The following is a 25,239-nucleotide window of genomic DNA, read 5'->3' as shown; positions in this document are numbered from 1 at the left end:
TTGAGCGCGTTTGGCTTGACGTTTCGGATGCTGGCACTCGACTGTCCAGGCCGTCGTTGGAGGCCGACATGAGGCTGGCTCAGCGATTCATCGCGTGTGGGCTTACTCGCGATCCGCTGTCCTCAAGTGCAGACAATCTCCCCCGAGAAGGGGAACCTGCCCGGTCAACCGGTTCCCTTGGCGTGCCGGGCGACGCTAATCAGCACTTGTCGGCATAGAGCGTGACGACTGTGCCAGCAGAAACTACGGCACCAGGCTTGGGATCCTGGCCGGTCTGACACCAGTTCCGGTGATGATCATCACCCGCTTATCCCGGACGAATCGACCTCTCGCAGGTTATACAGCCGAGCCACCCGCATGGCGTCCTGATGATCCATGCCGGACACGTCAGGGACTTGGATCGTCGCCGGCTGTGCGGCACTAATCGGCGAAGTCACGGTCGCCGACGCGGACTCGGCTACCGTCGCGGTCACAGTCGCCGCCGTGACCGTCGTTGAGGTGCCACCAGGTTGTGGTGCCGCGCTGCACGCGACAGCAAAACGCAGCAACGCCAACGACTGGAACGGCAGCTTGAACGGACTTCGCCGTCATCGCGCTTCCACGATACGAGTCGATACTTCACGCGTGACAGCTTGAGTCGAAGCCAGACATCTACACGTTACAGCTCATAGCCGGTCGAAGCTCGCCAAACAGGCGCGCCCGACGCAACCGTCCACCGGCGACGGCCGTGACAGTTCAACACCGGGCAGACGCTCACAGCCCAGGCACGCAAAGCACCCGCCGAGCGGCAGGACGAGGCTCACCAAACCGTCGCCACTCAACGGCGAATACCGGCGATGAAACCCGCCCAACGCTTTCGCCGAAAAACGGCAAAAGTCTTTGACCTGCGAAAACGAGACGTCAGAAGCCGTACTCGTAGGCGATCAGGTTGACCCCCGGATGCGGATGCCAGTCCCGCCCCGGCAACCGCCGGAACCCGATCCGTTCGTAGAGCCGGTGCGCCTTCCGCATCACGTCGAGGCTACTCAGCACCACCCGGTCGACGCCGAGTTCCCGGCCACGTGCCAGCACAGCTTGGGTAAGCGCCTCCCCGACCCCTCGCCCGCGCGCCGCCGCCGAGACGGCCAGCATGCGGAACTCCAACTCCCCCGGCTGCGAAATCTCGGACAGCTTGCTCCCCGGCTGAACAATCGCGACCGACCCGACGACCCGGCCGTCCGGATCGACCGCGACCAACAACTCGGCGTGCTGCGCCCGCCCCGAGACGTCCCGAAGTTTCGCCTCGTACGCGGCATCAGTGTCGAAGAATCCCTCGATCCGGTAAGCCTCGACGGTCACCTCGCCGAGCGCATCGAACTCCTCCCGCCGCGCCGGGCGGATCTCCACGTCACTCATCGCCGCCCTCAGCTTCCTCGTCCGCACCGGTGTCGAGCGCCAGTTCCGCAGCCGCTTCCGGACCGCGCTCCAGCAACGCGCGGAACCCGTTCTCGTCCAGCACCGGCACCTTCAACTGCACAGCCTTCTCGTACTTCGACCCCGGCGCGTCGCCCACGACGACGAACGCCGTCTTCTTCGACACAGATCCCGCGGCCTTGCCACCGCGCGCCATGATGACTTCTTTCGCCTCATCACGGGAAAACCCATCGAGCGAACCGGTCACCACGATCGACAGGCCCTCGAGATTCCGCGGGATGGACTCGTCGCGCTCCTCCTCCATCCGAACCCCGGACCGTCGCCATTTTTCGACGATTTCCCGGTGCCAGCCGACCTCGAACCATTCCTGCACCGCATGCGCGATCGTCGGACCGACACCGTCGACGTCCGCGAGTTCCTCCTCGCTCGCGTCCTCGATCCGTTGCAGCGAACCGAATTCCCGCGCAAGCGCTTGCGCCGCAGTCGGCCCGACATGCCGGATCGACAGCGCGACAATCACCTTCCACAGCGGACGATCCTTCGCCGAATCGAGGTTCGCCAGGAGTTTCCGCGCGTTCGCAGACAGGTCGCCTGCCTTGGTACGGAACAACTCCACCTCGGCGAGGGACTCCTCGTTGAGGTCGAACACGTCGCCCTCGTCGGCAACCACCCTCGCGTCAAGCAACGCGACCGCCGCCTCGTATCCGAGCACCTCGATGTCGAACGCACCACGCCCGGCGAGGTGGAACAGCCGCTCCCGCAGCTGCGCGGGACAGAACCGGGTGTTCGGGCACCGGATGTCCTTGTCGCCTTCCTTTTGGTAGGCGAGTTCCGTCCCGCATTCCGGACATTCGGTGGGCATCACGAATTCGCGCTCGTCGCCGGTGCGCGCGTCCACGACGGGACCGAGCACCTCGGGGATCACGTCGCCAGCCTTGCGGATCACGATCCGGTCGCCGATCAGCACGCCCTTGCGCTTGACCTCTTCCTGGTTGTGCAGCGTCGCACGCGCGACCGTCGAGCCCGCGACTTTGACCGGCTCGGTGACGGCAAACGGCGTGACCCGTCCCGTGCGCCCAACACCGACCTGGATGTCGAGCAGCGTCGTGATCGCTTCTTCCGGCGGATACTTGTAAGCGATCGCCCACCGCGGCGCGCGCGACGTAGTGCCGAGGCGACGCTGCAACGCGACCTGGTCGACCTTGATCACCACGCCGTCGATCTCATGCTCGGCGTCGTGCCGATGTTCACCCCAATAGGCGATGTGATCGATGAGTTCCTTGCCGGTCCGCAGCACCCGCGTGTGCGGCGACACCGGCAGCCCCCAGGCCGCCAGCGCGTCGTACGCATGCGACTGCGTGACCGGCTCGAAGCCGTCCCGCTTGCCGAGACCGTGACAGATCAGCCGGAGCCGGCGTTCCCTGGTGATCTTCGGGTCCTTCTGCCGCAGCGACCCGGCAGCCGTGTTGCGCGGGTTCGCGTACGGCGGCTTGCCCGCCTCGACCATCTTCGCGTTGAGCTCAAGGAAGTCCTCGACGCGGAAGTAGACCTCGCCGCGCACCTCGACGAGCTTCGGCACGGGGAACTCGTCGGTGCCGGTGAGCTCGTCCGGTACCTGATCGAGAGTGCGGATGTTGAGCGTGACGTCCTCGCCCGTACGCCCGTCGCCGCGGGTGAGCCCCCTGGTGAGCTTGCCGTTTTCGTAGAGCAGGTTGATGGCCAGGCCGTCGATCTTCAGCTCGGCCAGGTACTCCGTCGACCCGATTTCCTTCTCGACGCGCTCGACCCAGGTGAGGAACTCGTCGGTGTCGAACACGTTGTCCAGGCTCAGCATGCGCTCGAGGTGGTCGTGCGCGGTGAAGTCGGTGGAGAACGTGCCGCCGACGTTCTGGGTCGGCGAATCGGGCGTGACCAGCGCCGGGTACTCGTCCTCGATCTCTTGGAGGTCGCCGAGGAGCGCGTCGAACTGGCCGTCGGAGACGATCGGCGAGTCCAGCACGTAGTACCGGAACTGATGGCCGCGGATCTCCTCGGCCAGCTCGCCGTGCCGCTCGCGCACGTCGGCCGGTAGGTCGGTCACGTCCTGGGCGGCCTCCACGGCCACCTGGTCTTGGGGAAGGTCGGTGCTGCTCACAGGTGGTGAGCCTAGTCGGAGGCACCGACACTTTCGTCCGGTTGCTCCGCCAGCCCGCGGACCAGCTCCCGGAACTCCAGAAGATCGATCGTGCCTTCCGGCGCGGCCTCGGCGGTCTCGACCCGGCCCAACCGCTCGGCGGCCAGACGCTCGCCCAGCGTCGCATCGAGCGGCAGGAACGTCATCGTGGTGCGCGAAGCCTCGTCCAGGTCAGCGAACGCGGGGTGATGCACGGCGACGTCAACCACGCCGTCGTCCACCTGCGCGACGACCCGCACGTCAGCCAGCGAGATGCGATGCTCGCCCAGGTTCACCGTCACCCCGGTCGGATCCGGGACCGGGGGCACCGAATCGTGGTACTCCCAGATCGCGTCGTCCGGCGGTCCAGCCGCTTTCCACGCGTCCGTGTACGGGCGCAGCTCCGGGTCTTCCTGTCCGCTGACGACCAACGCGTAGATCGCCATCCGGCCGCGCTCCAGCGAGAAGTGCAGCCGAGGGTGCAGCGTCTCGACCAGCACGCACAGATCGTGCTCGACGCGATGCGGCTCACCCTCGCCCAGCGCGGCACTGACCTCGGGCAAGAGGTCGTACCACCCTTCCCAGAACGCAGCCGCCGCAGCGGCAGCGTCGGACGGCACCTGCTGTTCAGGCCACGGCGTACGGGGATCTGGCGGCGCGGCTTCGGTGTCGGCTTCCGAGCGGCGACGACGGAACAAACGCATGATTCGGAATTTCCCCCGGTTGTTTCTCTTCACCAGCCACGGTACGCGTCACGGCCGCCGCACGTCCGCGAAATCACCAGTTCTCGGGCGGCTCCACGAACCCTTTGCCCAGGTCGCGACTAAGAGCGAGCGCCCGGCGCATCCACTCGTTCGTGGCACCGGCCAGACCACACGCAGGCGTCGGAACAGCGCGCTCGGCCAGGATTGAACGGTTGAAGCCCAGCCGGTCCACGAGCCTGAGCGCTGGCGACGCGACGTCCTTCAACCCCGGAGCCGTCGCGGGGTCGGTGGCCGGTACGAGGCCAAGGAAGAACGAAATACCGCTGTCCCAAGCCTCGCCAATCTCGTCGAGAAGCTCGGCAGACGCCCCGGCGAGCATGCTGAGGTCGAACGCAACGGCCCCGGCACCCGCAGCGCGGCAGAGCGCGATCGGCGGCCGCGGAGCGCAGCAGTGGACGATGACCGGCTGCCCAGTCATCGCTCCGATCCGTTCGATTGTCGTCGCAAGCAGCTCCCGAACCTCGGGCTCAGGCACCGCGGGGACGTTGCCGTATCCCGACGGCGTAGCCAGTTTTCCGGCGAGAACAGCGGGCAACGACGGCTCGTCGAGCTGCACGACCACCGGCGCGCCGGTCCTCGCGGTCAGCTCCGCGACGTGCTGGGAAAGCCCGTCGAGCAGCGACGAGGTGAAGTCCCGCAACGCCCCGCGGTCGGTGAGCACCCGATGCCCCCGGGCGAGCTCGATCCCCGCGCCGAGTGTCCACGGCCCTGCGATCTGGGTCTTGAGGACTGCCGGCGCACCAGCGTTCTCGCGGGCGGCCTGGACGGCGTCAAGGTCCCACTGGAGCAGGTCACGCCCACGACGATGGTCGTGACCGGGCCGCCCGGCGACGCGGTAACCGCTGGGCACGACCTCGACGGCGAGGTCCACGAGCAAGGCCGCGGTCCGGCCGAGCATGTCGGCACCGACGCCGCGGGCCGGCAACTCGGGCACATACGGGAAGTCGGGAAGCTCTCCGAACACGACGGCGGCGGCCTCGACGGGATCGGTCCCCGGCATGGACCCGATTCCCGTCGCCGCGCCCGCGGGCCAAGGTCGTTCACTCACAGGCCGGATTGTCGCGGAACGGGCGGCCGCGGTCCGCACCGCCCCTTGGGACAAGCTTCACCCGACCGCGCGGCAATAGCCGGACATTCGCCGCATATCCCTTTGCCTGCACCGAATTCGCGGTCACCGCGTTAGTCTGGATCGTCATGACCAGCTCCGCCCCGCCACCGCCCGGCAAAACACCCGGTGACGCATCCGCCCGGGAGCCGCAGCGGGGCACTATGCCCGGAGCACCGTACCGCCGGGCTTCAAGCCGCTCCTTTGAGCGGACTCTCTTCACCGAGCCGGTCCTTTACGTCAGCCGGGAGGCGAAGCCGACTGCTGCCGGCCAGGAGTACGGCGTGTTCGACCGCCACGGCCTCCACATTGGCGGAGTCGCTGTCACTACCCTCAGCTTCCTGCGCAGAGTCATTCAGCTGCTGTGGAAATCCGACCAGTACGTCAGCCGCAGGTTCGAGGTCCGCGACGCGAACCAGAGCACTGTCCTCAAGGTCGAGAAACCGTCGAAGGACCCGCTGGCCCGCTTCGTGGTCACTCGCGCGGACGGAACGCCGATCGGCGAAATCATCCCGGCCAACGCGGGTGGCGTCCGTTTCGCCCTGCGTGCCGAAGGCAAGACAATCGCCAGGGTCGTCGCCAGTGGCCGGCAACGATGGGAAGTGACCGTCGAGGACCCGGTCGGCACCGAGGTCGCGCACGTCGGCCACCCGTCGCCGGAGCTTTCGCCGATCAGCGGCAACGCCTGTCTCGTAGAGATCCCGCTGCAGGTCCCCGAGCCGCTGGCGAGCATGCTCGTCGCGACAACGTTGACCATCGACATCGCGCTGACCGCACAACCCGGCTGATCCACGTGACCGGTGTCTCAGCGCCGCCAGGTGGACAGCGACCGGAATACGGCCCAATGTAAGGAAAGTCCGGGACGCCGAGGTCCCGCCTGGACGGAGGTCGCCGTGGAGCCGTTGCCCGAAGGCAGTAACTCGAACTGGGCCGATCCCGGTGTCTACGAAGTGGCCGCGGGCGTCTACCGGATCCCATTGCCGCTGCCGAACGACGCCCTGCGCGCGGTCAACGTCTACGCAGTCACCGACGGCACGAACCTCGTGCTCGTCGACTCGGGGTGGGCCCTCACCGAATCTCGCCAGCTACTGGCCGACGCACTCAAGGCGCTCGACGCCGAGTTCGGCGATGTCCGAGAGTTCCTCATCACCCATGTCCACCGGGATCACTACACGCAGGCGGTCGCGCTTCGGCGCGAATTCGGCAACCGGATCGCCCTCGGGAAGCTCGAGCAGCCTTCGCTCGACGCGAGCGCCAACCCGAACCAATTCCCCATGCAAGCCCAACTCGATCTCCTCCGCCTCAGCGACGGACAAGAGGTCATCACCGCGCTCAGCAAGCTGTTCGGTTCGGAACCTCGCCACACCGAGGCGAATCTCTGGGAAGAGCCGGACGAATGGCTGACGCCCGGCCGGCGTGCGGTGCTGCCCGATCGCGAGTTCGACGTGGTCCACACCCCAGGACACACCAATGGGCATGTGGTTTTCGTAGACGGCGCAGCCAATCTTTTGTTCTCCGGCGACCACGTGCTCCCGCACATCACTCCGTCGATCGGCTTCCAGCCGGTTCCGGCTGAGTTGCCGCTGAACGACTATCTCGACTCCCTCCGTCTGGTTCGCGGCATGCCGGACCGGCGCATGTTGCCGGCTCATGGGCCAGTCACCGACAGCGTGCATGCCCGGATCGACGAGCTTCTCGAACACCACCGGCAACGTCTCGAAACGATGGCGGCTCAAATCGAAGCCGGAGCGAGCACCGCTTTTGAAGCTGCCAACCGCCTCGGCTGGACACGCCGCGGCCGCAAACTGTCCGAAATGGACGCCTTCAATCAGATGCTCGCCGTCCTCGAGACCGGCGCACACCTGGATCTCCTGGTCTCACAGAGCAAGCTCGCAGCCGAAGACGTCGACGGCATTCGCCGCTACAAGACCACGTAGCGGCCAACCGTCCATCGCTCCCCCAATGGAATACTGATCCGCCGTGCCTCCTATGACTGTGAGACGAGCTCGCCCCGACGACGTCGAAGCAATCGTCCAGATGCTTGCGGACGACCAGCTTGGCGCAACCCGCGACTCGCCGGCCGACCTTGAGCCCTACCTGCAAGCGTTCAAAACCATTACTGCAGACCCAAATCAGCTGCTGGTCGTCGCAACATCAAACGATCGACCGATAGCCACACTTCAGCTCACGATCATCCCCGGCCTCGCACGGCGCGGGGCCCTTCGCGGGCAGATCGAAGCTGTGCGCGTACACCGCGACCACCGCAGCTCAGGCTTGGGTGCGGAGCTCGTGCAATGGGCCATCGACGAATCACGGCGACGCCGCTGCAACCTAGTCCAGCTCACCTCGGATACGACGAGGACAGCAGCGCACCGCTTCTACGAACGATTGGGCTTCGTCGCGAGTCACACGGGTTTCAAGCTGCATCTCTGATCACCTCCTTCACGCAGCTTCGGCCGTCCACGCGTCGATCACCCGCCATTCACCGTGCCAGAGTTGTCACGCAAAAGCCAAGCGATCGCACGATGGGTCCCTTCGCGCAATTTAGCTGACAGTACTAGAAACAATGCGTATCGTGACTATCATGAGCAAGTCGACCACGCCGGCGGACCACGCCGATCAGGCCAACAAGACCACCGAAACCGCAGACCTCGCCTTCCTGCTTCGCACCATGCACGCGAACCTCGACCTCTTCAATCGCCTGCAGACTGGCCAACTGATGGCAGCCGTGAAAGACGCGAACCGCCAGATCGCCCGCTTGCAGGCTCTGCAGCTGCATTGCATGGCAGGCATGCGAAGACGAAGATCAGACCCGCACGAGCTAGCGTGCGAACTCGCGCTTGCCTTGCACATCACCGATACCCGAGCCGGAACGATGATCGCCGCTGCCGAAGCTCTGGCCCAACGTCTGCCTCGAACCTTCCGACTGATGGACGAGGGCAAGTTCGACCTCTATCGCGCCATGAAGGTCACCGACGGCACCAGCCAACTGTCCGACCGCCATGCACGGATGGTCGACTACCTGCTCGAACACCGGTTAGAGGACAAGAACCCGACCCAAGTCCGCAAGGCAACCGCTTACGCCGCAACGAAAATCGACCCGGACGGTGCGATGGACCGCCTGGCCCAGCGGAAAGCCGAGCGCCGCGTCATCCTGCAGCACCAGAGCGAAGGCATCTCGCGGATCTCAGTCGACAACGCCTCGACCGACAAAGCTACGGCGGCCTACCTCCGCGTCGACAAGATCGCTCGATCGCTCAAGACAGGCGATGAGAAGCGAACCCTCGACCAACTGCGCGCTGACGTCGCGATCGATCTCTTGCTCAGCGGCAAAGGCGGCGTGCCGGAGCAGACCGAGGTGTATCTCTATGTCGATCTGCAGACCTATTTAGGGCTCAACGACAATCCCGCTGAGCTGGCCAGTCACGGTCACATCCCGGCCGAGCTGGCGCGCCACATCGCCACCGGTCCCGACACAATCGTCCGCCGGGTCATCACCGACCCGCTGACCGGACAAGTGATCGAGGTCGGCAAGTTCCGGTATCGGCCGAGCATCGACGTGGACGAGTTTGTGCGGATCCGCGACCGTGAGTGCCGACAGCCCGGCTGCCCGCGGCCCGCACAGAACTGCCTGACGGAACCAACCGGGCCCGATTCCGCGGACGCAGACTCGACGTTGAGCTACTGCCTACGCCATCGCCGTCTCAAGAATCGAGCCGACTGGAGCTACGAGGTCCTGCAGGACGGGAAGCTCATCGTCACGACACCGACCGGCGAGAAAGCTGAAAGCGCACCTCCGCCGCTGCACGATCCCCAACCCACACCAGAACAGCCTGGAGAGGAACGCCTAGGGGCATAAGGAAGTCAGCGCGTGCCAGAGATTTTTGCGCTCCCGAGTACAAGGTCGCCAGCCTGGTCGTCTTGCCGATAAAGGACAACGACCTGGCCCGGTGCCACACCGCGCAACGGCTCGCGCAGCTGAATGGAGACTTGCCCGTCTTCACCCACTTCGGCGACCGCATCGGCGATACCTCCGTGCGCGCGAACCTGGACGGTGCATTCAGTCGGTCCGTCCAAGGCCCGTCCGCCCGGCCAGATCGCCCGGTCCGCGTCGATGGCCTGGACACTTAGGTCTGCCGACGAACCAAGCTTCACCGTGCCCGAAACAGGTTCGAGCGAAAGGACATAACGAGGTCGCCCATCAGCGGCCGGCGCGTCGATGCCGAGGCCCTTCCGCTGGCCCACGGTGAATCCGTGCACGCCGGTGTGACGCCCGAGCACCGCACCCGTCTCGGCATCGACGAGTTCGCCAGGACGCTCGCCGAGCCGCTTCTCCAAGAACTTCTTGGTGTCGCCGTCCGGGATGAAGCAAATGTCGTGGCTGTCCGGCTTCCGTGCCACCGAAAGCCCACGCTGCTCCGCCTCGGCGCGCACGTCCGACTTCCAAGAGTCGCCCAGCGGGAACATCGCATGGCGAAGCTGCTCTGGCTGCAGTGAAGCCAGCACGTACGACTGGTCTTTGCCGTCGTCCGCGCTCCGGCGAAGTTCCAACTCGCCGTCGACAGTGGCCAGGCGCGCATAGTGGCCGGTCGCGACAGCGTCGAAGCCAAGAGCGAGCGCCTTCTCAAGCAGCGCCTCGAACTTGATCTTCTCGTTGCAAGTCACGCAAGGGTTCGGCGTACGGCCGGCGGCGTACTCGCCGACGAACGTCTCAACGACCTCTTCGGTGAAGCGCTCTGCGAAATCCCAGATGTAGAACGGGATACCGAGGATGTCCGCGGCCCGGCGAGCGTCGTGTGAATCCTCGATTGTGCAGCAGCCGCGTGAACCCGTGCGCAGCGTGCCAGGTTGAGCCGAAAGCGCCAGGTGCACTCCGACGACGTCGTGGCCAGCGTCGACTGCACGCGCAGCGGCGACGGCCGAGTCGACTCCTCCGCTCATTGCGGCCAATACCCGCATTGCTTTACACCTCTTGCTTCTGCGTCTGCTTGCGCATGCCGGCGAGACCGGCCTGTCGGGCACGAGTGACGACGCCACTGATCTCTCGGGCCAGGGTATGCACGTCGTCCAGTGTCGACGTGTGGCCAAGCGAGAATCGGAGCGAGCCGCGGGCTGCGGCGGCGTCTGCCCCCATTGCCAGGAGGACGTGACTTGGTTGCGCGACTCCCGCGGTGCACGCCGAACCGGTGGAGCACTCGATACCCTTGGCGTCCAAGAGCATCAGCAGGCTGTCGCCCGCGCAACCGGGGAAAGTGAAGTGAGCGTGGCTCGGCAAACGCTCACCGTCGCGGCCATTAAGAATCGCGTCTGGGACTTCGCGCTGAACCGCGGCGACGAGCTCGTCACGCAGCTTCTCGACCCTGGCGGCATACTCCGCGCGGCCGCTGATCGACGCTTGCACCGCAGCGGCGAAGCCGGCGATCGCTGGGACGTCGAGAGTGCCCGAGCGAACGCTGCGCTCCTGGCCACCCCCGTGAAGGACAGGGACGCACGAGGTGTCTCGGTCGAGGAGAAGCGCGCCGACACCGTACGGGCCGCCCAGCTTGTGGCCGGTCAGCGTGAGCGCGGCTGCGCCGGAGGCGGTGAAGTCGACGGGAACCGCACCGACCGCCTGGACGGCATCGGTGTGCAGCGGGATCGCGTATTCGTTGCAGACCTCGGCGAGAGCGGCGACCGGATTGACTGTGCCGACCTCATTGTTCGCCCACATCACCGTCGCGAGGGCAACCGTCTCCGGGGCCGACTCAATCGCGGCGCGGAGCGTTTCCGGCGACACCCGGCCCTGGTCGTCTGCCTCAAGCCAGGTGATCTCGGCATCGGAGTGCTGCTCCAGCCACTCGACCGTGTCAAGGACCGCGTGATGCTCGACGGTGCTGCAAAGGATGCGACGCCGAGCCGGGTCCTCGCCGTTTCGGGCCCAGAAGATGCCCTTGACCGCGAGGTTGTCACTCTCAGTGCCGCCGCCGGTGAAGATGACTTCCGACGGCCGCGCGCCCAAGGCGGCGGCGATCACTTCGCGTGCTTCCTCGACGGCCCGCCGAGCTCGCCGTCCCGAAGAATGCAGCGCGGAGGCGTTGCCCACGGTGGACAAAGCCTCAGTCATCGCCGCAATGGCTTCGGGCAGCATCGGAGTGGTTGCCGCGTGGTCGAGATAGGTCATCGCTCTATCAGGGTAGACCGATGCGGCCTGTGACGAAGCTCGCCCCAGGCCGCAGAGTGGCACGTCACACCTGTTTCGGCCACCGGCTCGTGAGTCGGACACCGAGCAGCGCGAGCAGGACGAGGGCGATACTGAGCAGTCCCATCGCGGCAGAAGGCTGAGCGGCGGAGGCGACGGCGGCCAGGAGCACCCCGCCGAGGCCGATGAGCAACGCTGATCCGACCCAGTCGGCGAGTTGCATTGCGGACGTGTTGAACCCCCGCTCTCCCTCCGGCGAGTAGCGCAGCAGGAGGACCGAGACGGCGGGCATCGCGATTCCCATCCCCGCGCCGCCGACTGCGCAGACAGCGAAGGCCACCCAGGCGGGGAACCACGGTTGGGCGACAAAACCGAAGCCAACCAGACCCACGGCTACGAGGACGAAGCCGGTGCGCAGCGATGCCTCCCGCGACCAGTCAAGGAATCGGCCTTGGAGAGCCGACGCGGCGGACCAGCCAAGCGCGGTGATAGTCAGCGGCAAGCCAGCGAGAGCAGGGCTATAGCCGTGGACGGCAGTCATGGTCAGCGGGAGATAGGCCTCCATGCCCGCATATGCGCCGGCGAGCAGGGCGCGAGAGGCGACCACCGTGGGCAATCCGGGGCGAGAGGTCATGGTTCCGACAGGCAGGAGCTTGCGCAATGCGACGGCTAGCGCGACAAGACCCACGGCCCCGTAGGCAAGCGCGGCAGGCGATGGGTGTTGGGCGGCCCAGCTCAGGGCGGCGACTCCAAGCGCCGCTACAACAGCGGCGACGACGCCTGCACGACGTCCGGCCGGCAGTGGCACATGGGCGGGCAAACCGCGGGTGATCTTGTAAAGGAGGACGACTCCGATCCCGACCAGCGGGAGCAGCCCGAGAAAGACCCATCGCCAGCCGACGGTCACGGTCACCAAGCCGGCGACGGACGGGCCGATGACCGCTGGGAGGACCCAAGCAGCGGCGTTGGCCGCATAGATGATGGGGCGTTCGCGGTCGGTGAACGTCAGGGCGATCAACAGCGAGACGGACACCAGCAGAAACCCTGAACCGAAGCCCTGCAGCGCACGGCCGACTAGGAGCATCGGCATTGTGGTGGCGATACCTGCGACAGCTAGTCCCGCGGCGAACAGCACCGGCCCCACCAGGAGAGCTGGCGCTGGTCCTCTGCGGTCGCCTAGTCGTCCGGACAAGACAGTCGCGACGACGCTGGCCACCAGGAACGTGGTGAACGGCCAGGAATAGAGGGCGAACCCGTGCAGTTCGGCGACCAGCGTCGGCATCGCAGTGGCGACGCCCATGTTTTCGAAGGCCACCAGCGTGACCACAAGCAGCAGACCGACGGTGACAAGACGATGCTCGCGACTCCAGAGGACGCTTTTTCGAGGCTGTGCTTCGACGGTCTGGCTCATGATCGCGAGCTTGCAACCTCCAGTGCTCTGGAGGTCAAGCCATCCGCTGGCCTTTCGGGGTCGGCAGTGGGGCACATCGCATCGGCATGAAATTCGCCGTGGCAATACGAGATTCCGCGGCTCAAGCTGGAGAAGCCGGATCTGCGGACTCCCTGCGGATGCCGCGTCCGGGTAGTCGAGGGGCGATTAGCGCAGGAGGTCGATGACGCCAGGTAATCGCAGGCGTCGGAGTGGTCGCCTAGACCGATGAACCGGAGTTCTTGCATGCCACCGTTCGGGCACTGTCTGCGTCACGACGCCGGGTCAGGCGAGGGTGATCGAGTGCGACAGGGCGACGGTGTTGCCGTTTACTGGCGAATCGAGCGTGCGGTTCGGAATGCACCGGATGCTGGTTGGCTTTAAGTAGGACGTACGGCGACCGAAGGAGAGTGCGAACCGAGATGCGAGCCATCACATTCGCCGAGTATGGCGGGCCCGAAGTGCTGCAGCTGAAGGATGTGCCGACGCCAGAGCCTGGCCCGGGGCAGGTCCGGGTCGTTGTCCGCCGCGCGGGGATCAACCCGATCGACTGGAAAATTCGTTCTGGGGCGATGGCCGACGGCGCGGCGCTCAAGGGTCAGCAGATCCCGGGGCTCGAGATCGCGGGGGTGGTCGACGCGGCGGGCGACGGCGCTGAATTCGCCGTCGGAGATGAGGTGTTCGGCTGGTCGGCGACCGGCGGGTACGCGGAGTTCGCGCTCGGCGGAGCGATTGTTCGCAAGCCGGCCGACCTCTCCTGGGATGACGCGGCGGCGTTGCCGGTTGCTGGCGAAACCGCGCTGCGCGTGTTGCGTCTGCTCGATGTCAAAGCCGGCGAACTGTTGGTTGTCCACGGAGCGAGTGGCGCTGTCGGCCGGTTCGCGACACAAATCGCGGTCGCGTTGGGCGCGACGGTGATCGGAACGGCTGGACAGCACAATCTCGATGAGGTGAAAGCACTGGGCGCGATTCCGGTGCGTTACGGGGACGGGTGGCTGGAGCGGGTCCGTGAAGTGGCGGACCGTCCGGTCGATGCGGTGTTCGACGCGTCTGGGCATGGCGTTTTGCCGGAATCGGTCGAGCTGCGAGGGTCGAAGGAGCGCATCGTGACCATTGCCGATGGCGCGGCGTTCCAGCTCGGGTTGCCTTTCTCGTCTGGCGGCCAGGATGGGCAGACGCAAGAGGTGCTGAACAAGATCCTCGAGTATGTACACAATGGACTGCGGATTGCGCAGGGGAAGACCTTTCCGCTAGAGGAAGCGGCAGCTGCGCAAGAGGAGAGCCGGAACGGGCACCCTGGCGGGAAGCTGACTATTGCCGTTTCCTGACCGCGATTGTCGGCTAGGCTCGAAGATGGTGCGGCTCGGGTGACCTGACGGATCGGTGTCGCCGATTTGCGGCGACTGCGGCGAGTGGCCGTTGCCGCTCAATGGCGAAAGGGCTGAGCATGGGGAGTGGCCCATGCGGCTGTCGCCACTCAGCGGCGACGAAAGCGGGGCGCGGCAACCAGGTGCACCGACGCGAGCGGATCCGTCGCCGTTCGGCGGCGACGGATGGTGGGCGGCGGCTACAGATGGCGGGACGGGAAGTCGTGGCCAACCGGCGGCGAGGCGAGTTGGGTGGCTGTTGCCGTTGAGTGGCGAATGGGCTGGCCGGGGTCGGTCGGAAGACCAACCGGCAGGGGGCGGAAGACTGCGGAGTGGTGTCGCCAAAAAACGGCAACACCCCTCCGAGAGCCCGTGACCAGGTAGTTCGTCAGTGCGCAACCGGCTGGGAGGGCGTACGGCGGCCAACCAGAACCCGGCGACGCTGCGGCGGGATGCGGACTGTGCCGAGGGCCGAGTGGACAGCGGCTTCGGCAAGGGCCGCCAGCGAACGGCGGTCTTCGGCGCGGCCGGGAGCGATCTCCGGGCACACGTGCACCTCGAGAACCAGACCGCGCAGCGCGGCGACCCGGCGCAGGGAGGCGATGAGCGACTCCGGCCCGATGAACGCCGGCTGGCTGGTTTCGCGGCCGTCGGCGAGGCGGTAGCGAAGAGCGATCGGCCGGACCGGGACGCCGCCGTCGATCGCGGCTTGGAAGGTGGCCGTCGTGAAGCGGCCGGAGGCCAGGCCGCACCAGGTGGTGCCCTCGGGGGTGACGTTGACGAGTGCGCCAGCGCGGAGGCTGTCGGCCAGTTCGGACATCGTGCCCGGCAAGGTGCGCAAGCGGTTGCGGTCCAGGAAAATACTGCCGCCGCGACGCACCAGCGTGCCCAGGATCGGCCAGGAGCCGATTTCGATCTTCGCTAGCGCGCGCATCGGGCGCAGAGCGTTGATGGCGATGATGTCCAGCCACGAAATGTGGTTGTTCACCACGAGCGCGCCGCGGCCCGCCGGAGCGGCGAGGAAGTCCGCACCGCCCACGACGGACATCCGCACGCCGAACGCCCTCAGCACCGCCCGGAAAATCCGGCGCAGCAAGCGTTCCCGGCTCCGGCCGCGAATCACTAGCAACGCCGGCGCGACCAGCAGCGCCGCCAAGACCACAGAAATCGCTGCAGCGAAACGCAAAATTCGCCGCGGCAAGGCAACCGTCGGTGCGCCTTCGGTGAGGCAACCGTCACCGCAGGGCGACGTCGGCATCCAAGCGTGACTCATCCTTGCGCTCCGAGGAAGAATTTCAAGTACCGCTCGTCGACCTGCTGCAGATCAAGAAGGACAAAGAAGTCCGCGACCCCGAAGTCGGCGTCGAGGGCAGGCGGGCCGCACACTTTGGCGCCGAGCCGCACGTAACCCTTGATCAGCGGCGGAAGCACGGCCCGGTCGCGACGCGCGATCGCGTCCGGGTCCCAAGGATTCAACGGTGAGACGCGCAACGAGTCGTCCGCGTGATGCTTGGTGCGCAAGACATCCCAGACGCCCGCCGCGTAACTGCCGCCGTCGTTCAGCTGGACCGAGGCGCAGCCGGCGAGATAACGGTGTCCCGAGAGGAGCATGTAGCGCGCGATCCCGGCCCACACCAAGCTCACGACCGCGCCGCTGCGGTGGTCGGGGTGGACGCAGGACCGTCCGGTCTCGACCAAGGACGGTCGCAGCGAGGCGAGCGTCGTCAGGTCGAATTCGCTGTCGGAGTAAAGCTTTCCGGCCTGCGCGGCGCGTTCCGGCGGGAGCATGCGGTAGCAGCCGACGATCTCGCCGGTGTTGTCGTCGCGGACGACGAGGTGGTCGCAGAATTCGTCGAAGTAGTCGACATCCCGGCCGGGCTCCGGGGAATGCAGTTCCGCCCCCATCTCCTCGGCGAAAACCCGGTATCGCAGTTTCTGTGCGGCGAGCACTTCATCGTTCCCGTTGGCGACCAGAAGCGAATACCGCGGCGCGCCTGCGGGAAGGTCGGCACCCGCCTGATCAGTACTGACGAGGAGCTGTGACGACGTCATGGTCAAGGTGTACCTGCCGGTAAGCGGCCTCGGAGAGTGCCAATCGATGACCGGTCAGTGCACGTTGAGTTAATTGCGGGTTCTCAGGTTCCTCTCAGACAGACGAGAAGGTTCCGGAGAACGCGGAAGGCCGCCGCGTGGCGAGCACGCGACGGCCTTCCGGGCGAAAGAAAACGTCAGCCCTTGCGCTTGTCGACAGCGTCGGTCAGCTGCGGTGCGACGTTGAACAGGTCGCCCACCACGCCGAAGTCGGCGATCTCGAAGATCGGAGCCTCGGCGTCCTTGTTGACCGCGATGATCGTCTTCGACGTCTGCATGCCGGCGCGGTGCTGGATCGCGCCGGAGATGCCGAGCGCGATGTACAGCTGCGGCGACACCGTCTTGCCGGTCTGGCCGACCTGGAACTGCGCCGGGTAGTAGCCGGAGTCGACGGCGGCACGGGACGCGCCGACAGCCGCGCCGAGCGAGTCGGCCAGCTTCTCGACGACGTCGAACTTCTCCGCCGAGCCGACGCCGCGGCCACCGGACACGACGATCGACGCCTCGGTCAGCTCCGGACGGTCGCCGCCGACGACCGGCTCGATGCCGGTGATCTTGGCGGCCTTCGCCGGGTCCTGCGCCGGAATCTCGACGGCCTCCTCGGCAGCCGCGCCATCGGCGGCCTCCGCCTCGACCGCGCCCGGACGCACCGACACGACCGGCGAGCCCTTGGCAGCCTTGGCCTTCACGGAGAAGGCACCACCGAAGATGGACTGGTCCACGGTGCCGTCGGCGTTGACGCCGACCGCGTCGTAGAGCAGACCAGAGCCCAACCGCAGCGCGACCCGCGCGGCCACCTCTTTGCCCTCGGCGCTGGCGGCGACGAGCACCGCGGCCGGGGAGACCTGCTCGGCGAGCTTCGCGAGCACGTCGACCTTCGGGGTCACCAGGTAGCCGGCGGCGTCGTCGCCCTCGGCGACGTACACCTTCGCCGCGCCGTGGCCGGCGAGCGCTTCCTTGGCCTTCGCCGCGGTGCCGGTCGGGCCCACCACGACGGCGGAGGGCTCGCCGAGGGCGCGCGCAGCGGTCAGCAGCTCGAGCGTGACCTTCTTGACATCACCGTCGACGTGGTCGACGAGGACGAGTACTTCAGCCATTTTCTGGAATCCTCCTCGAAACCGTGTCTCAGATGAGCTTCTGCGCGACCAGGTACTCAGCGACCTTCGAGCCGCCGTCGCCCTCGTCCTCGACCTTTTCGCCCGCAGTGCGCGGCGGCTTCGGCGAGGCTTCGACGACCGTCGACCACGCGTTGCCGAGACCGACCTCGCCCGCGTCGATGCCGAGGTCGGCGATGGTCAGCGTCTCGACCGGCTTCTTCTTCGCGGCCATGATGCCCTTGAACGACGGGTAGCGCGGCTCGTTGATCTTCTCGCTCACGCTCACCAGCGCCGGCAGGTTCGCCTCGAGGTGGGTGATGCCGTCTTCCGTCTCGCGGTCGGCCTTCACGGAGGAGCCCTCGACGGTCAGCTGACGCACGTAGGTCAGCTGCGGCACGCCGAGCAGCTCGGCGAGGATCGCGGGCACGGCGGCACCGCGGCCGTCGGACGCCTCGTTGCCGGCCAGGATCAGGTCGAAGCCCTCGACCTTGCCGACAGCGGCGGCGATGACCTTCGCGGTGGCGATGGCGTCGGAGCCGTGCAGTGCCTCGTCGGACACGTGGATGGCTTTGTCGGCGCCCATGGAGAGCGCCTTGCGGATCGCGTCGGTGGCGCGGTCCGGGCCGACCGAGATCACGGTGACCTCGCCCTCGCCTGCTTCCTTGATCTTGAGGGCCTCTTCGACGGCCTTCTCGTTGATCTCGTCGAGCACGGCGTCGGCGGATTCGCGGTCAAGGGTGTTGTCGGAACCGGAGAGCTTCCGCTCCGAGTAGGTGTCCGGTACCTGCTTGACCAGGACAACGATGTTCGTCATGGGTCTTCTTCGACCTCCCGGTTGGGGCCGGCTCTCGGCCGCGGGACAGTGCTCTACTGAGCGGTAGATTAGGGGCAATTCCGCGGCCGGACCCCTCGAGGTGACGGCATTCACCTGGATGAGCAATCTATTGGGACCATCGTCCCGGTAGTTGACCAGTTAGCCCGTCCAGCGCGCCGCTCGCCCGATCGGAGCAACGGTCACTTACTCGCAGTAGGCCGTTAGGGGTTACGCTCCGGCACCATGTCCGCGCACATCGCCGTAGTCACCGACTCGACCTCGTGCCTGCCCGAGCAGCTCGCCGCTCAGTGGCGAATCAGTGTCGTCCAGGTCCAGCTGCACGTCGGAGACCAGACGGACGACGAGCACCGCTTCGACCGGAGCGAGCTCATCCAGACCATGAAATCCGGCGCGGCCGTCACGACTTCGCCGCCCGATCCGGGCGCGTTTTTCTGGACCTACCAGGACGCGGCCTCGGCAGGCGCGTCCGCCATCGTGAGCCTGCACATCTCCGGACGGCTTTCGCAGACCGTCGAAGCCGCCCGCGAAGCCGCCCAGCAAGTCCGGATTCCGGTGCACATCCTCGACAGCGGGACGGCCAGCATGAGTCTCGGCTACGCAGCGGTGTCGGCCGCCCGCGTCGCCGGGGCCGGCGGACAGCTCGAGCGAGTCCTGGACGCCGCGGAACGGCGAGTGCGCAACTCGACCGAACTGATCTACGTGGACACCCTTGAGTACTTACGGCGATCGGGGCGGATCGGCGCTGCCCAGTCGATGCTCGGAAGTGCGTTCGCGATCAAGCCGCTGCTCACCGTCCGCAACGGGGAGGTGAGCCCGCTCGCCCGTGTTCCCGGCACTAAACGAGCGATGAACCGGCTCGTCGACCTGGCCGCGAAGGCAGCCGGCGACCAACCCGTGGATCTCGCCGTGACTCGATTCGGCTCTGACGAGAGCGAGATCGTCCGGAAGTTGCGGGAGCGCGTGCCCGGCGCGGGCGAGATCGTGGTGGGCGACGCGAGCACCGTGATAGGCGCTCACGTCGGCCCGGGTGCGCTCAGCATCACGGTGTCGCCGTCGAACTGACCTCGATTCGCCGTCCCGGGACCAAAAGCACCACGAGCGGCAGCAGGACCGTCACCGCGAGCCCGCCGATGATGAGCACCTGGTCGAGCTGCGGAAAGTGCCCGACGTGACCGGCGTGGTAGATGAGGTGCGGCACGGCGAACAGCAGGGCCGCGACCGCCACCAGCCGCGCAATAGTTGTGGTGCCCATCACCGCGGCACCGACCAGCATCGCGCCGAGCGCCAGGCTGAGTCCGCCGAAATCGATGATGAAGTGCTCGTTGTAGGGCCCGTCCATGGAGACCCAGCCGTGCCGGAAACCGGGAAAGTCCTGGTAAAACCCCATCGGGTCGAGCAGCGGCCAGAGCCCCTGCACCAGGGTGTAGAGACCGAGCAGGATCAGGAGGATGCGCGTGATCGTCCGTTGCATGCGACTGGAACGAGACGGCTGCGCGGAACGTGACAGGCGCTAGGGTCGCGCAGGTGACCAACGCAGCCACCCGGGCCGAGGCACTGCACCTCACCGGCGAACGGACCGTCCCCGGCATCCCCGAGGAGAATTACTGGTTCCGCCGCCATGAAGCCGCATATCTCGCCCTCCTCCCCCACTGCGCCGACGCGACGGTGCTCGAAGCCGGCTGCGGCGAGGGCTACGGCGCCGGGCTCATCGCCCAGCAGGCCCGTCGAGTGCTCGCGCTGGATTACGACCAGCCGACCATCGAGCACGTCGCACGCCGGTATCCAGATGTCGCCGTCGCGCGGGCGAACCTGGCATACCTCCCGCTGCGGGACGGCACCGTCGACGTGGTGGCGAACTTCCAGGTGATCGAGCACCTGTGGGACCAGGACAGCTTCCTCGCCGAATGCTTCCGCGTCCTGCGCCCGAGCGGGAAACTGCTGGTCACGACCCCGAACCGGCTCACTTTCACTCCGGACAGCGACACCCCGCTCAACCCGTTCCACACGCGCGAACTGGCACCGTCCGAATTGGACGGACTGCTGCGCGCGGCCGGGTTCACCGTCGCAGCTCTGAACGGGCTGCACCACGCGGAAACCCTGCGTACCACCGAAACCCGTTACGGCGGCTCCATCATCGACGCCCAGCTGGACGTCGTCATGGGCTCCCTTCCCGGACAAGCCACCTGGCCCGCGGACCTCCTCTCGGACGTCGCGGCGATCCGGGCGGACGACTTCTCCGTGCACGACGACGACCTCGACGCGAGCCTCGACCTGGTCGCCGTGGCGGTGCGCCCGTGAGCGCCCGAAATCCCACACACGAAGGCACGTTCTGCCTCGTCCTGCACAGCCACTTGCCGTGGCTGCCACACCATGGCAGCTGGCCGGTCGGCGAGGAATGGCTGTACCAGGCGTGGACGCATTCGTACCTGCCGGTCGTCGACCTGCTGCGCCGTTTCGCCGATGAGGGGCGACGCGACGTCTTGACGCTCGGCATAACGCCAGTCCTCGCCGCGCAGCTTGACGATCCGTATGCCATCCGCGCCTGCCACGACTGGGTCGGCCACTGGCAGCTGCGGACGCAGCACGCATCGACGCTCTGGCACGGCGATCCGTTGCTGCGCGACCTCGCCGCCGCCGAGCACCAAGCCGCGATGCACGCCACCGAGGAACTGGAAACGCGCTGGCGGCACGGTTTCTCGCCAATCCTGCGGTCGCTTGTGGACAGTGACACGATCGAGCTGCTCGGCGGGCCGCTGGCGCATCCGTTCCAGCCGTTGCTGGACCGGCGGGTGCGACGGTTCGCCCTCCAGGCAGGGTTGGAGGACACCGCGCTGCGCATTGGCCGCGCACAAGAGGGTATTTGGGCACCTGAATGTGGTTATGCCCCGGGAATGGAACAAGATTATCACGACGCCGGTGTGCGACGCTTCCTTGTCGATGGCCCTTCACTCCATGGTGACACCTCGGCCGCGCATCCCGTCGGCGACTCGGATGTCGTCTGCTTCGGCCGCGATCTCGAAGTCACGTACCGGGTTTGGTCGCCGAAAGCAGGCTATCCGGGCCATGCGGCGTATCGCGATTTCCACACCTGGGCGCATGAAGTCGGACTGAAGGCGTCGCGCGTAACCGGAAAAACCGTTGAGCCGCAAGACAAGGCCCCGTATGACCCCGCGCTCGCCGCAGACGTTCTGGGTTCACACGTCAAGGACTTCGTCGAAACAGTCGTCGCACGGCTGCGATCGCTCCGTGAACAACACGGCCGCGAATCGCTGGTGGTTGCCGCCTACGACACGGAACTCTTCGGGCACTGGTGGCACGAAGGTCCCGCGTGGCTCGAAGGAATCCTGCGCGCGCTGCCCGAGGCGGGCGTCCGCGTGACGACGCTGCGCGGCGCGCTCGAGGCTGGCCACCTGGGCGAGCCGGTCCAGCTGCCCGCGTCCTCGTGGGGCTCCGGCAAGGACTGGCGAGTCTGGGACGGCGAACAGGTGGCGGACATGGTGCAGGACAACACTGCGCTGCAGACCCGACTGCTCGACTTGGTCGACAAGCAGGATGGGACCACTCGCGACACCGTCGCCGATCAGGCCGTCGCCGAGGCGATGATGGCGCTGTCCAGCGACTGGGCCTTCATGGTCACCAAAGACTCCGCCGCCGACTACGCCCGCCGGCGCGCCCGCGTGCACACCGAACGATTCGACGCCCTTGCAGGGTTGCTCCGCAGCGGGGATCGAGCTCGCGCGCTTGCCCTGGCCGAGGAATACCGCCGGGCCGACGGCCCGTTCGGACATCTGGACGCGCGCGTCCTGCGCCGTCCTTCCGTGTGACGATCGAAGGGAATTCCATGGGAATCCGCGACCTGCCGCTCAAGACCTTGTCCGGCGACGACGCCACTCTCGACGGCTCGCTGGCCGGCAAGACGCTGCTCGTGGTGAACGTGGCGTCGAAGTGCGGGTTGACGCCGCAGTACACCGGTTTGGAGCGACTGCAGGAACGCTACAGCGACAAGGGCTTCTCGGTTGTCGGGTTCCCGTGCAACCAGTTCGCCGGTCAGGAGCCAGGCACCGCGGAGGAAATCCAGACGTTCTGCTCCACCACGTACGGAGTTTCGTTCCCGCTGTTCGAGAAGATCGACGTCAACGGCGAAGATCGGCACCCGCTCTACGCGAGCATCACGGGAACCCCCGACGCGGACGGCGAAGCCGGCGACGTGCAGTGGAACTTCGAGAAGTTCTTGATCAGCCCGGACGGCTCGGTGCTCGGTCGGTTCCGCCCGCGTACCGAGCCTGAAGACGAGACGATCGTCGCGGCCATCGAAGCGGCGCTGCCTGCTTGAGCTTCGGTCGTGCTCTCCGGCCTGCGTTTTTCCTGGCCGGAGAGCATTCGCCGTTTTTCGGCAACTGACTGCCAGCGCCGCGTCAGCCGGGTTCTGCGGAGGAGATACCGCTGGCCGTTGACTTGTGCCGTTGCCGTTCAGTGGCGAAAGGTCTGGCGTTCCTCACGCCTGCTCGCCCGCGGCAGTTATCGCCTCTCATCGACAACTGCCGACCAACGACCTAAGCCGCCACGGATCGTCTTCGCCAGGCGCAGCAAAGTCAGCCTTGGGGACGCCGGGCACCCCGATGCCGTCGCCGTTCACAGGCAAATTCGGCACCACTGGGTCGCCGCAGCGCTGTAGCCGCTGGCCGGCGAGGGCACGAAGCAGCACCTCAGCTCCGGGCGGCATCACGTCACCCTCGATATGCCGTCAGCCAGTTCGTCGCCGGTGAGCGGCGAACCGCAAGGTGGCCTGGTTTGCCCCCCAGGCCACAGCCCCTGTGCAGGGCTGCATATCTTGTGTTGCCGCTCAGTGGCGAATCGCAGGTCAACGGCTGTTCGGAGCCTCGTCAGCCAACTCGGCAGCGGTCTGCACCTCGGGGTACGAACCACGCGCGATCACCGCTCGGTTGTGGTTCGCAGCGTCGGCGAAGTCGAGCTTCTGCACTCGGCGGTCGTAGGTGAGGAGGCCGTTCACTTCGTTCTCCACATCAGTGGTCTGAGTGTAGATCGCGCCGGACAATCCCAGCTCGGAAACCAACCCTTCGAGGCGTTCGCTCACCTCCGCGTACCGGCGAGTGAGGTGTGCCGAATCGGTCGTCATTTCGTAGGCATTGGGCTGGCCTGGCCAAATGTGGTCTTCTAGGACTAAGCCCAGGCCGCCGTATTCGCCGTCCGCTAATGCGCGATGGTCCCCCTCACGCGGCTCCCCCGGCCCGACATACGTGTGGTCGTCGTAGATGTCGCCGGCCCCGGTGTCCGGGCGGGAGAAGCAACAGTTCACGCCGCTGTTGGCGATCACCAGCCGGGTCGGGTCGAGGTCCTTCACGAGCGCCGCTATCCGGGCCGTATCGAATTCTCCCCAGCCTTCGTTGAACGGCACCCAGGCGACGATCGACGTGACATTGCGCAGCTGCGCGACCATTTCCCGCAGCTCGGTCTCGAATCGCCGTTGTCCTTCGGGCAACGGATCCGGCGCGTGCCCGGGCGGGCCAGCGAACGAGACGACCAGCGACGGCATGTCCTGCCAGACAGCCAAACCCAGCCGGTCCGCCCAGTAATACCAGCGCGCGGGCTCGACCTTGACGTGCTTGCGAACCAGGTTGAACCCGAGTTCCTTCGTCTTCTCGAGATCGAACCTGAGCGCCTCGTCCGTCGGAGCTGTGTAACCGCCATCCGGCCAGTAGCCCTGGTCGAGTGGTCCGTGCAGGAAGGTGATCCGGCCGTTCAACGCGATCCGTGGCCGTCCGTCGACATCCGGGACGATTTCTACCGTTCGCAGGCCGCAGTAACTGGCGACCTCGTCCAGGACATCACCCTGCGCGTCCAGAAGGCGGACAGTGATGTCATAGAGAAACGGATCATCCGGAGACCACGGATGAGGTTCTGGAAGGTCGGCCCGCAGCCGTGCGCCGGCAGTGCCCCGAACGCGCGCCGCCTCGTCGCCGTTTTGCGGCGAAACGATCAACTCCACTTGAGTGCCACCAGCGACCTGCGGAAACACCGAGACACCAGACAGGTCCGAAGTGACTTCGAGGCCGGAAATGTGCTCGTTCGGCGCCGGCTCGACCCACACGGTCTGCCAGATTCCCGACGTCGGTGTGTAGCAGATACCGCCAGGTTCGTTGCGCTGCTTGCCGATCGGGTACGGCTCGATGTCCGTACGGTCCTCTGCGCGAACGGTAATTTCCTGCGGTCCTGATGCACGGAGCGCATCCGTGATGTCCGCTGAGAACGACGTGTACCCGCCCTCATGGGTGACCACCGTCTGGTTGTTGACCCGCACTTCGGCTTTCTGGTCGACTGCACCGAAATGCAGCAACACCCGTCGCCCGCTCCAGCTTTCCGGAACCTCGAACAGCCGCCGGTACCACAGCACTTCGTCGCGTCGGCCGATTCCGGAGAGCGCGGATTCCGGCGCGAAGGGAACCAGGATGCGTTCGCTGTAGCCGACGGGCCGCGGCTCCGTGGGCGAAGCAGGCCAGCCCGCGTACTCCCAGATGCCGTTGAGGTTCAGCCATTCCGGTCGGCGCAGCTGGGGACGCGGGTACTCGGGCAGCACCGCGGCCGGGTCGACTCGGTCGGTCCACGGTGTGGTCAGCGGCGGATCCGCGCGCTGCCATTCGGGCTCTGTTGGAGTCATCACCGATCATGGTGGCAGAGAATCGCGATCTGCGGCATGGCTTGAGGGATGCTCGGGCAGCCGGTGAACGGGTCCTGATCGATGAGCCATCGTCGACTGCCGACGGTCGGCGGCTGATGGCTGGTCCTCGGC

General features: G+C 66.5%; 22 protein-coding genes. 9 read left to right on the top strand and 13 right to left on the bottom strand.

Features of this window, described 5'->3' with window-relative positions; all coding sequences use genetic code 11:
- Positions 1–900: 900 nt before the first annotated feature.
- From ACFORO_RS14730 to ACFORO_RS14715, 4 genes are all read right to left on the bottom strand, one after another.
- Positions 901–1,395 (bottom strand): GNAT family N-acetyltransferase, encoded by a 495-nt coding sequence (locus ACFORO_RS14730; RefSeq protein WP_377874953.1) that lies wholly within the window; start codon positions 1,393–1,395, stop codon positions 901–903.
- Positions 1,388–3,547, bottom strand: coding sequence for an NAD-dependent DNA ligase LigA (gene ligA, locus ACFORO_RS14725; protein WP_377874955.1), 2,160 nt, complete (start codon positions 3,545–3,547; stop codon positions 1,388–1,390). Before ligA ends, ACFORO_RS14730 begins: the two co-directional genes overlap by 8 nt.
- An 11-nt stretch (positions 3,548–3,558) precedes the next feature.
- Entirely contained in the window at positions 3,559–4,269 is a 711-nt protein-coding gene (locus ACFORO_RS14720; protein ID WP_354739206.1) for a hypothetical protein, read from the bottom strand.
- 73 nt (positions 4,270–4,342) lie between these two features.
- Entirely contained in the window at positions 4,343–5,377 is a 1,035-nt protein-coding gene (locus ACFORO_RS14715) for a methionine synthase (protein ID WP_377874958.1), read from the bottom strand.
- Positions 5,378–5,598: 221 nt separating this feature from the next.
- Here ACFORO_RS14715 and ACFORO_RS14710 point away from each other — a divergent pair, with 221 nt between their 5' ends.
- From ACFORO_RS14710 to ACFORO_RS14695, 4 genes are all read left to right on the top strand, one after another.
- Positions 5,599–6,222: a hypothetical protein gene (locus ACFORO_RS14710; protein ID WP_377874960.1), complete on the top strand. Its 624-nt coding sequence runs from the start codon at positions 5,599–5,601 to the stop codon at positions 6,220–6,222.
- A 105-nt stretch (positions 6,223–6,327) separates the two neighbouring features.
- Entirely contained in the window at positions 6,328–7,371 is a 1,044-nt protein-coding gene (locus tag ACFORO_RS14705; protein ID WP_377874962.1) for an MBL fold metallo-hydrolase, read from the top strand.
- A 52-nt stretch (positions 7,372–7,423) separates the two neighbouring features.
- Entirely contained in the window at positions 7,424–7,867 is a 444-nt protein-coding gene (locus tag ACFORO_RS14700) for a GNAT family N-acetyltransferase (RefSeq protein WP_377874964.1), read from the top strand.
- A gap of 151 nt (positions 7,868–8,018) precedes the next feature.
- The gene (locus tag ACFORO_RS14695) at positions 8,019–9,293 is read left to right on the top strand and encodes a DUF222 domain-containing protein (protein WP_377874966.1); all 1,275 of its coding nucleotides are present in this window, start codon (positions 8,019–8,021) and stop codon (positions 9,291–9,293) included.
- Positions 9,294–9,298: 5 nt separating this feature from the next.
- Here ACFORO_RS14695 and mnmA read toward each other — a convergent pair whose 3' ends face one another.
- From mnmA to ACFORO_RS14680, 3 genes are all read right to left on the bottom strand, one after another.
- The gene (gene mnmA, locus ACFORO_RS14690) at positions 9,299–10,393 is read right to left on the bottom strand and encodes a tRNA 2-thiouridine(34) synthase MnmA (protein WP_377874968.1); all 1,095 of its coding nucleotides are present in this window, start codon (positions 10,391–10,393) and stop codon (positions 9,299–9,301) included.
- 4 nt (positions 10,394–10,397) lie between these two features.
- Positions 10,398–11,594, bottom strand: a complete 1,197-nt coding sequence (locus tag ACFORO_RS14685; RefSeq protein ID WP_377874970.1) for a cysteine desulfurase family protein — start codon at positions 11,592–11,594, stop codon at positions 10,398–10,400.
- A gap of 64 nt (positions 11,595–11,658) precedes the next feature.
- A complete protein-coding gene (locus ACFORO_RS14680) occupies positions 11,659–13,023 on the bottom strand; it encodes an MFS transporter (RefSeq protein WP_377874972.1) in 1,365 nt (454 codons plus the stop codon).
- 440 nt (positions 13,024–13,463) lie between these two features.
- Here ACFORO_RS14680 and ACFORO_RS14675 point away from each other — a divergent pair, with 440 nt between their 5' ends.
- Positions 13,464–14,369 (top strand): NADP-dependent oxidoreductase, encoded by a 906-nt coding sequence (locus tag ACFORO_RS14675; RefSeq protein ID WP_377874974.1) that lies wholly within the window; start codon positions 13,464–13,466, stop codon positions 14,367–14,369.
- A gap of 427 nt (positions 14,370–14,796) precedes the next feature.
- On the opposite strand, the gene ACFORO_RS14670 is transcribed toward ACFORO_RS14675, so the two are convergent.
- From ACFORO_RS14670 to ACFORO_RS14655, 4 genes are all read right to left on the bottom strand, one after another.
- Positions 14,797–15,681, bottom strand: coding sequence for a lysophospholipid acyltransferase family protein (locus tag ACFORO_RS14670; RefSeq protein ID WP_377874976.1), 885 nt, complete (start codon positions 15,679–15,681; stop codon positions 14,797–14,799).
- The gene (locus tag ACFORO_RS14665) at positions 15,678–16,460 is read right to left on the bottom strand and encodes a GNAT family N-acetyltransferase (protein WP_377874978.1); all 783 of its coding nucleotides are present in this window, start codon (positions 16,458–16,460) and stop codon (positions 15,678–15,680) included. The genes ACFORO_RS14670 and ACFORO_RS14665 overlap by 4 nt, the downstream gene beginning before the upstream one ends.
- 176 nt (positions 16,461–16,636) lie before the next feature.
- Positions 16,637–17,596, bottom strand: coding sequence for an electron transfer flavoprotein subunit alpha/FixB family protein (locus tag ACFORO_RS14660; protein WP_377874980.1), 960 nt, complete (start codon positions 17,594–17,596; stop codon positions 16,637–16,639).
- Between the two features lie 28 nt (positions 17,597–17,624).
- Positions 17,625–18,410 (bottom strand): electron transfer flavoprotein subunit beta/FixA family protein, encoded by a 786-nt coding sequence (locus tag ACFORO_RS14655; RefSeq protein WP_354739182.1) that lies wholly within the window; start codon positions 18,408–18,410, stop codon positions 17,625–17,627.
- 243 nt (positions 18,411–18,653) lie between these two features.
- Between ACFORO_RS14655 and ACFORO_RS14650 the strand changes: the two genes are divergently transcribed.
- Complete coding sequence (locus ACFORO_RS14650) at positions 18,654–19,493, top strand: DegV family protein (RefSeq protein WP_354739180.1); 840 nt, start codon at positions 18,654–18,656, stop codon at positions 19,491–19,493.
- Here ACFORO_RS14650 and ACFORO_RS14645 read toward each other — a convergent pair.
- Positions 19,471–19,902 carry a hypothetical protein gene (locus ACFORO_RS14645; RefSeq protein WP_354739178.1) on the bottom strand — a complete coding sequence of 144 codons (432 nt, stop codon included), beginning with the start codon at positions 19,900–19,902 and terminating at the stop codon, positions 19,471–19,473. The genes ACFORO_RS14650 and ACFORO_RS14645 overlap by 23 nt on opposite strands.
- 53 nt (positions 19,903–19,955) lie before the next feature.
- Here ACFORO_RS14645 and ACFORO_RS14640 point away from each other — a divergent pair, with 53 nt between their 5' ends.
- From ACFORO_RS14640 to ACFORO_RS14630, 3 genes are read left to right on the top strand one after another with little or no spacing between them, the layout of a single operon-like run.
- Positions 19,956–20,729, top strand: a complete 774-nt coding sequence (locus ACFORO_RS14640; protein WP_377874984.1) for a class I SAM-dependent methyltransferase — start codon at positions 19,956–19,958, stop codon at positions 20,727–20,729.
- Positions 20,726–22,255, top strand: a complete 1,530-nt coding sequence (locus tag ACFORO_RS14635) for a 1,4-alpha-glucan branching protein domain-containing protein (RefSeq protein ID WP_377874986.1) — start codon at positions 20,726–20,728, stop codon at positions 22,253–22,255. Before ACFORO_RS14640 ends, ACFORO_RS14635 begins: the two co-directional genes overlap by 4 nt.
- Before the next feature lie 17 nt (positions 22,256–22,272).
- Positions 22,273–22,764 (top strand): glutathione peroxidase, encoded by a 492-nt coding sequence (locus ACFORO_RS14630; protein ID WP_377874988.1) that lies wholly within the window; start codon positions 22,273–22,275, stop codon positions 22,762–22,764.
- A 528-nt stretch (positions 22,765–23,292) separates the two neighbouring features.
- On the opposite strand, the gene ACFORO_RS14625 is transcribed toward ACFORO_RS14630, so the two are convergent.
- Entirely contained in the window at positions 23,293–25,107 is a 1,815-nt protein-coding gene (locus ACFORO_RS14625) for a glycoside hydrolase family 2 protein (RefSeq protein WP_377874990.1), read from the bottom strand.
- Positions 25,108–25,239 lie beyond the last annotated feature (132 nt).

This window comes from Amycolatopsis halotolerans (assembly GCF_042647905.1).
GTDB lineage: Bacteria > Actinomycetota > Actinomycetes > Mycobacteriales > Pseudonocardiaceae > Amycolatopsis > Amycolatopsis halotolerans.
The sequence above is the reverse complement of the archived record's forward strand: the minus strand, read 5'-3'. Positions and strand labels throughout refer to the sequence as shown.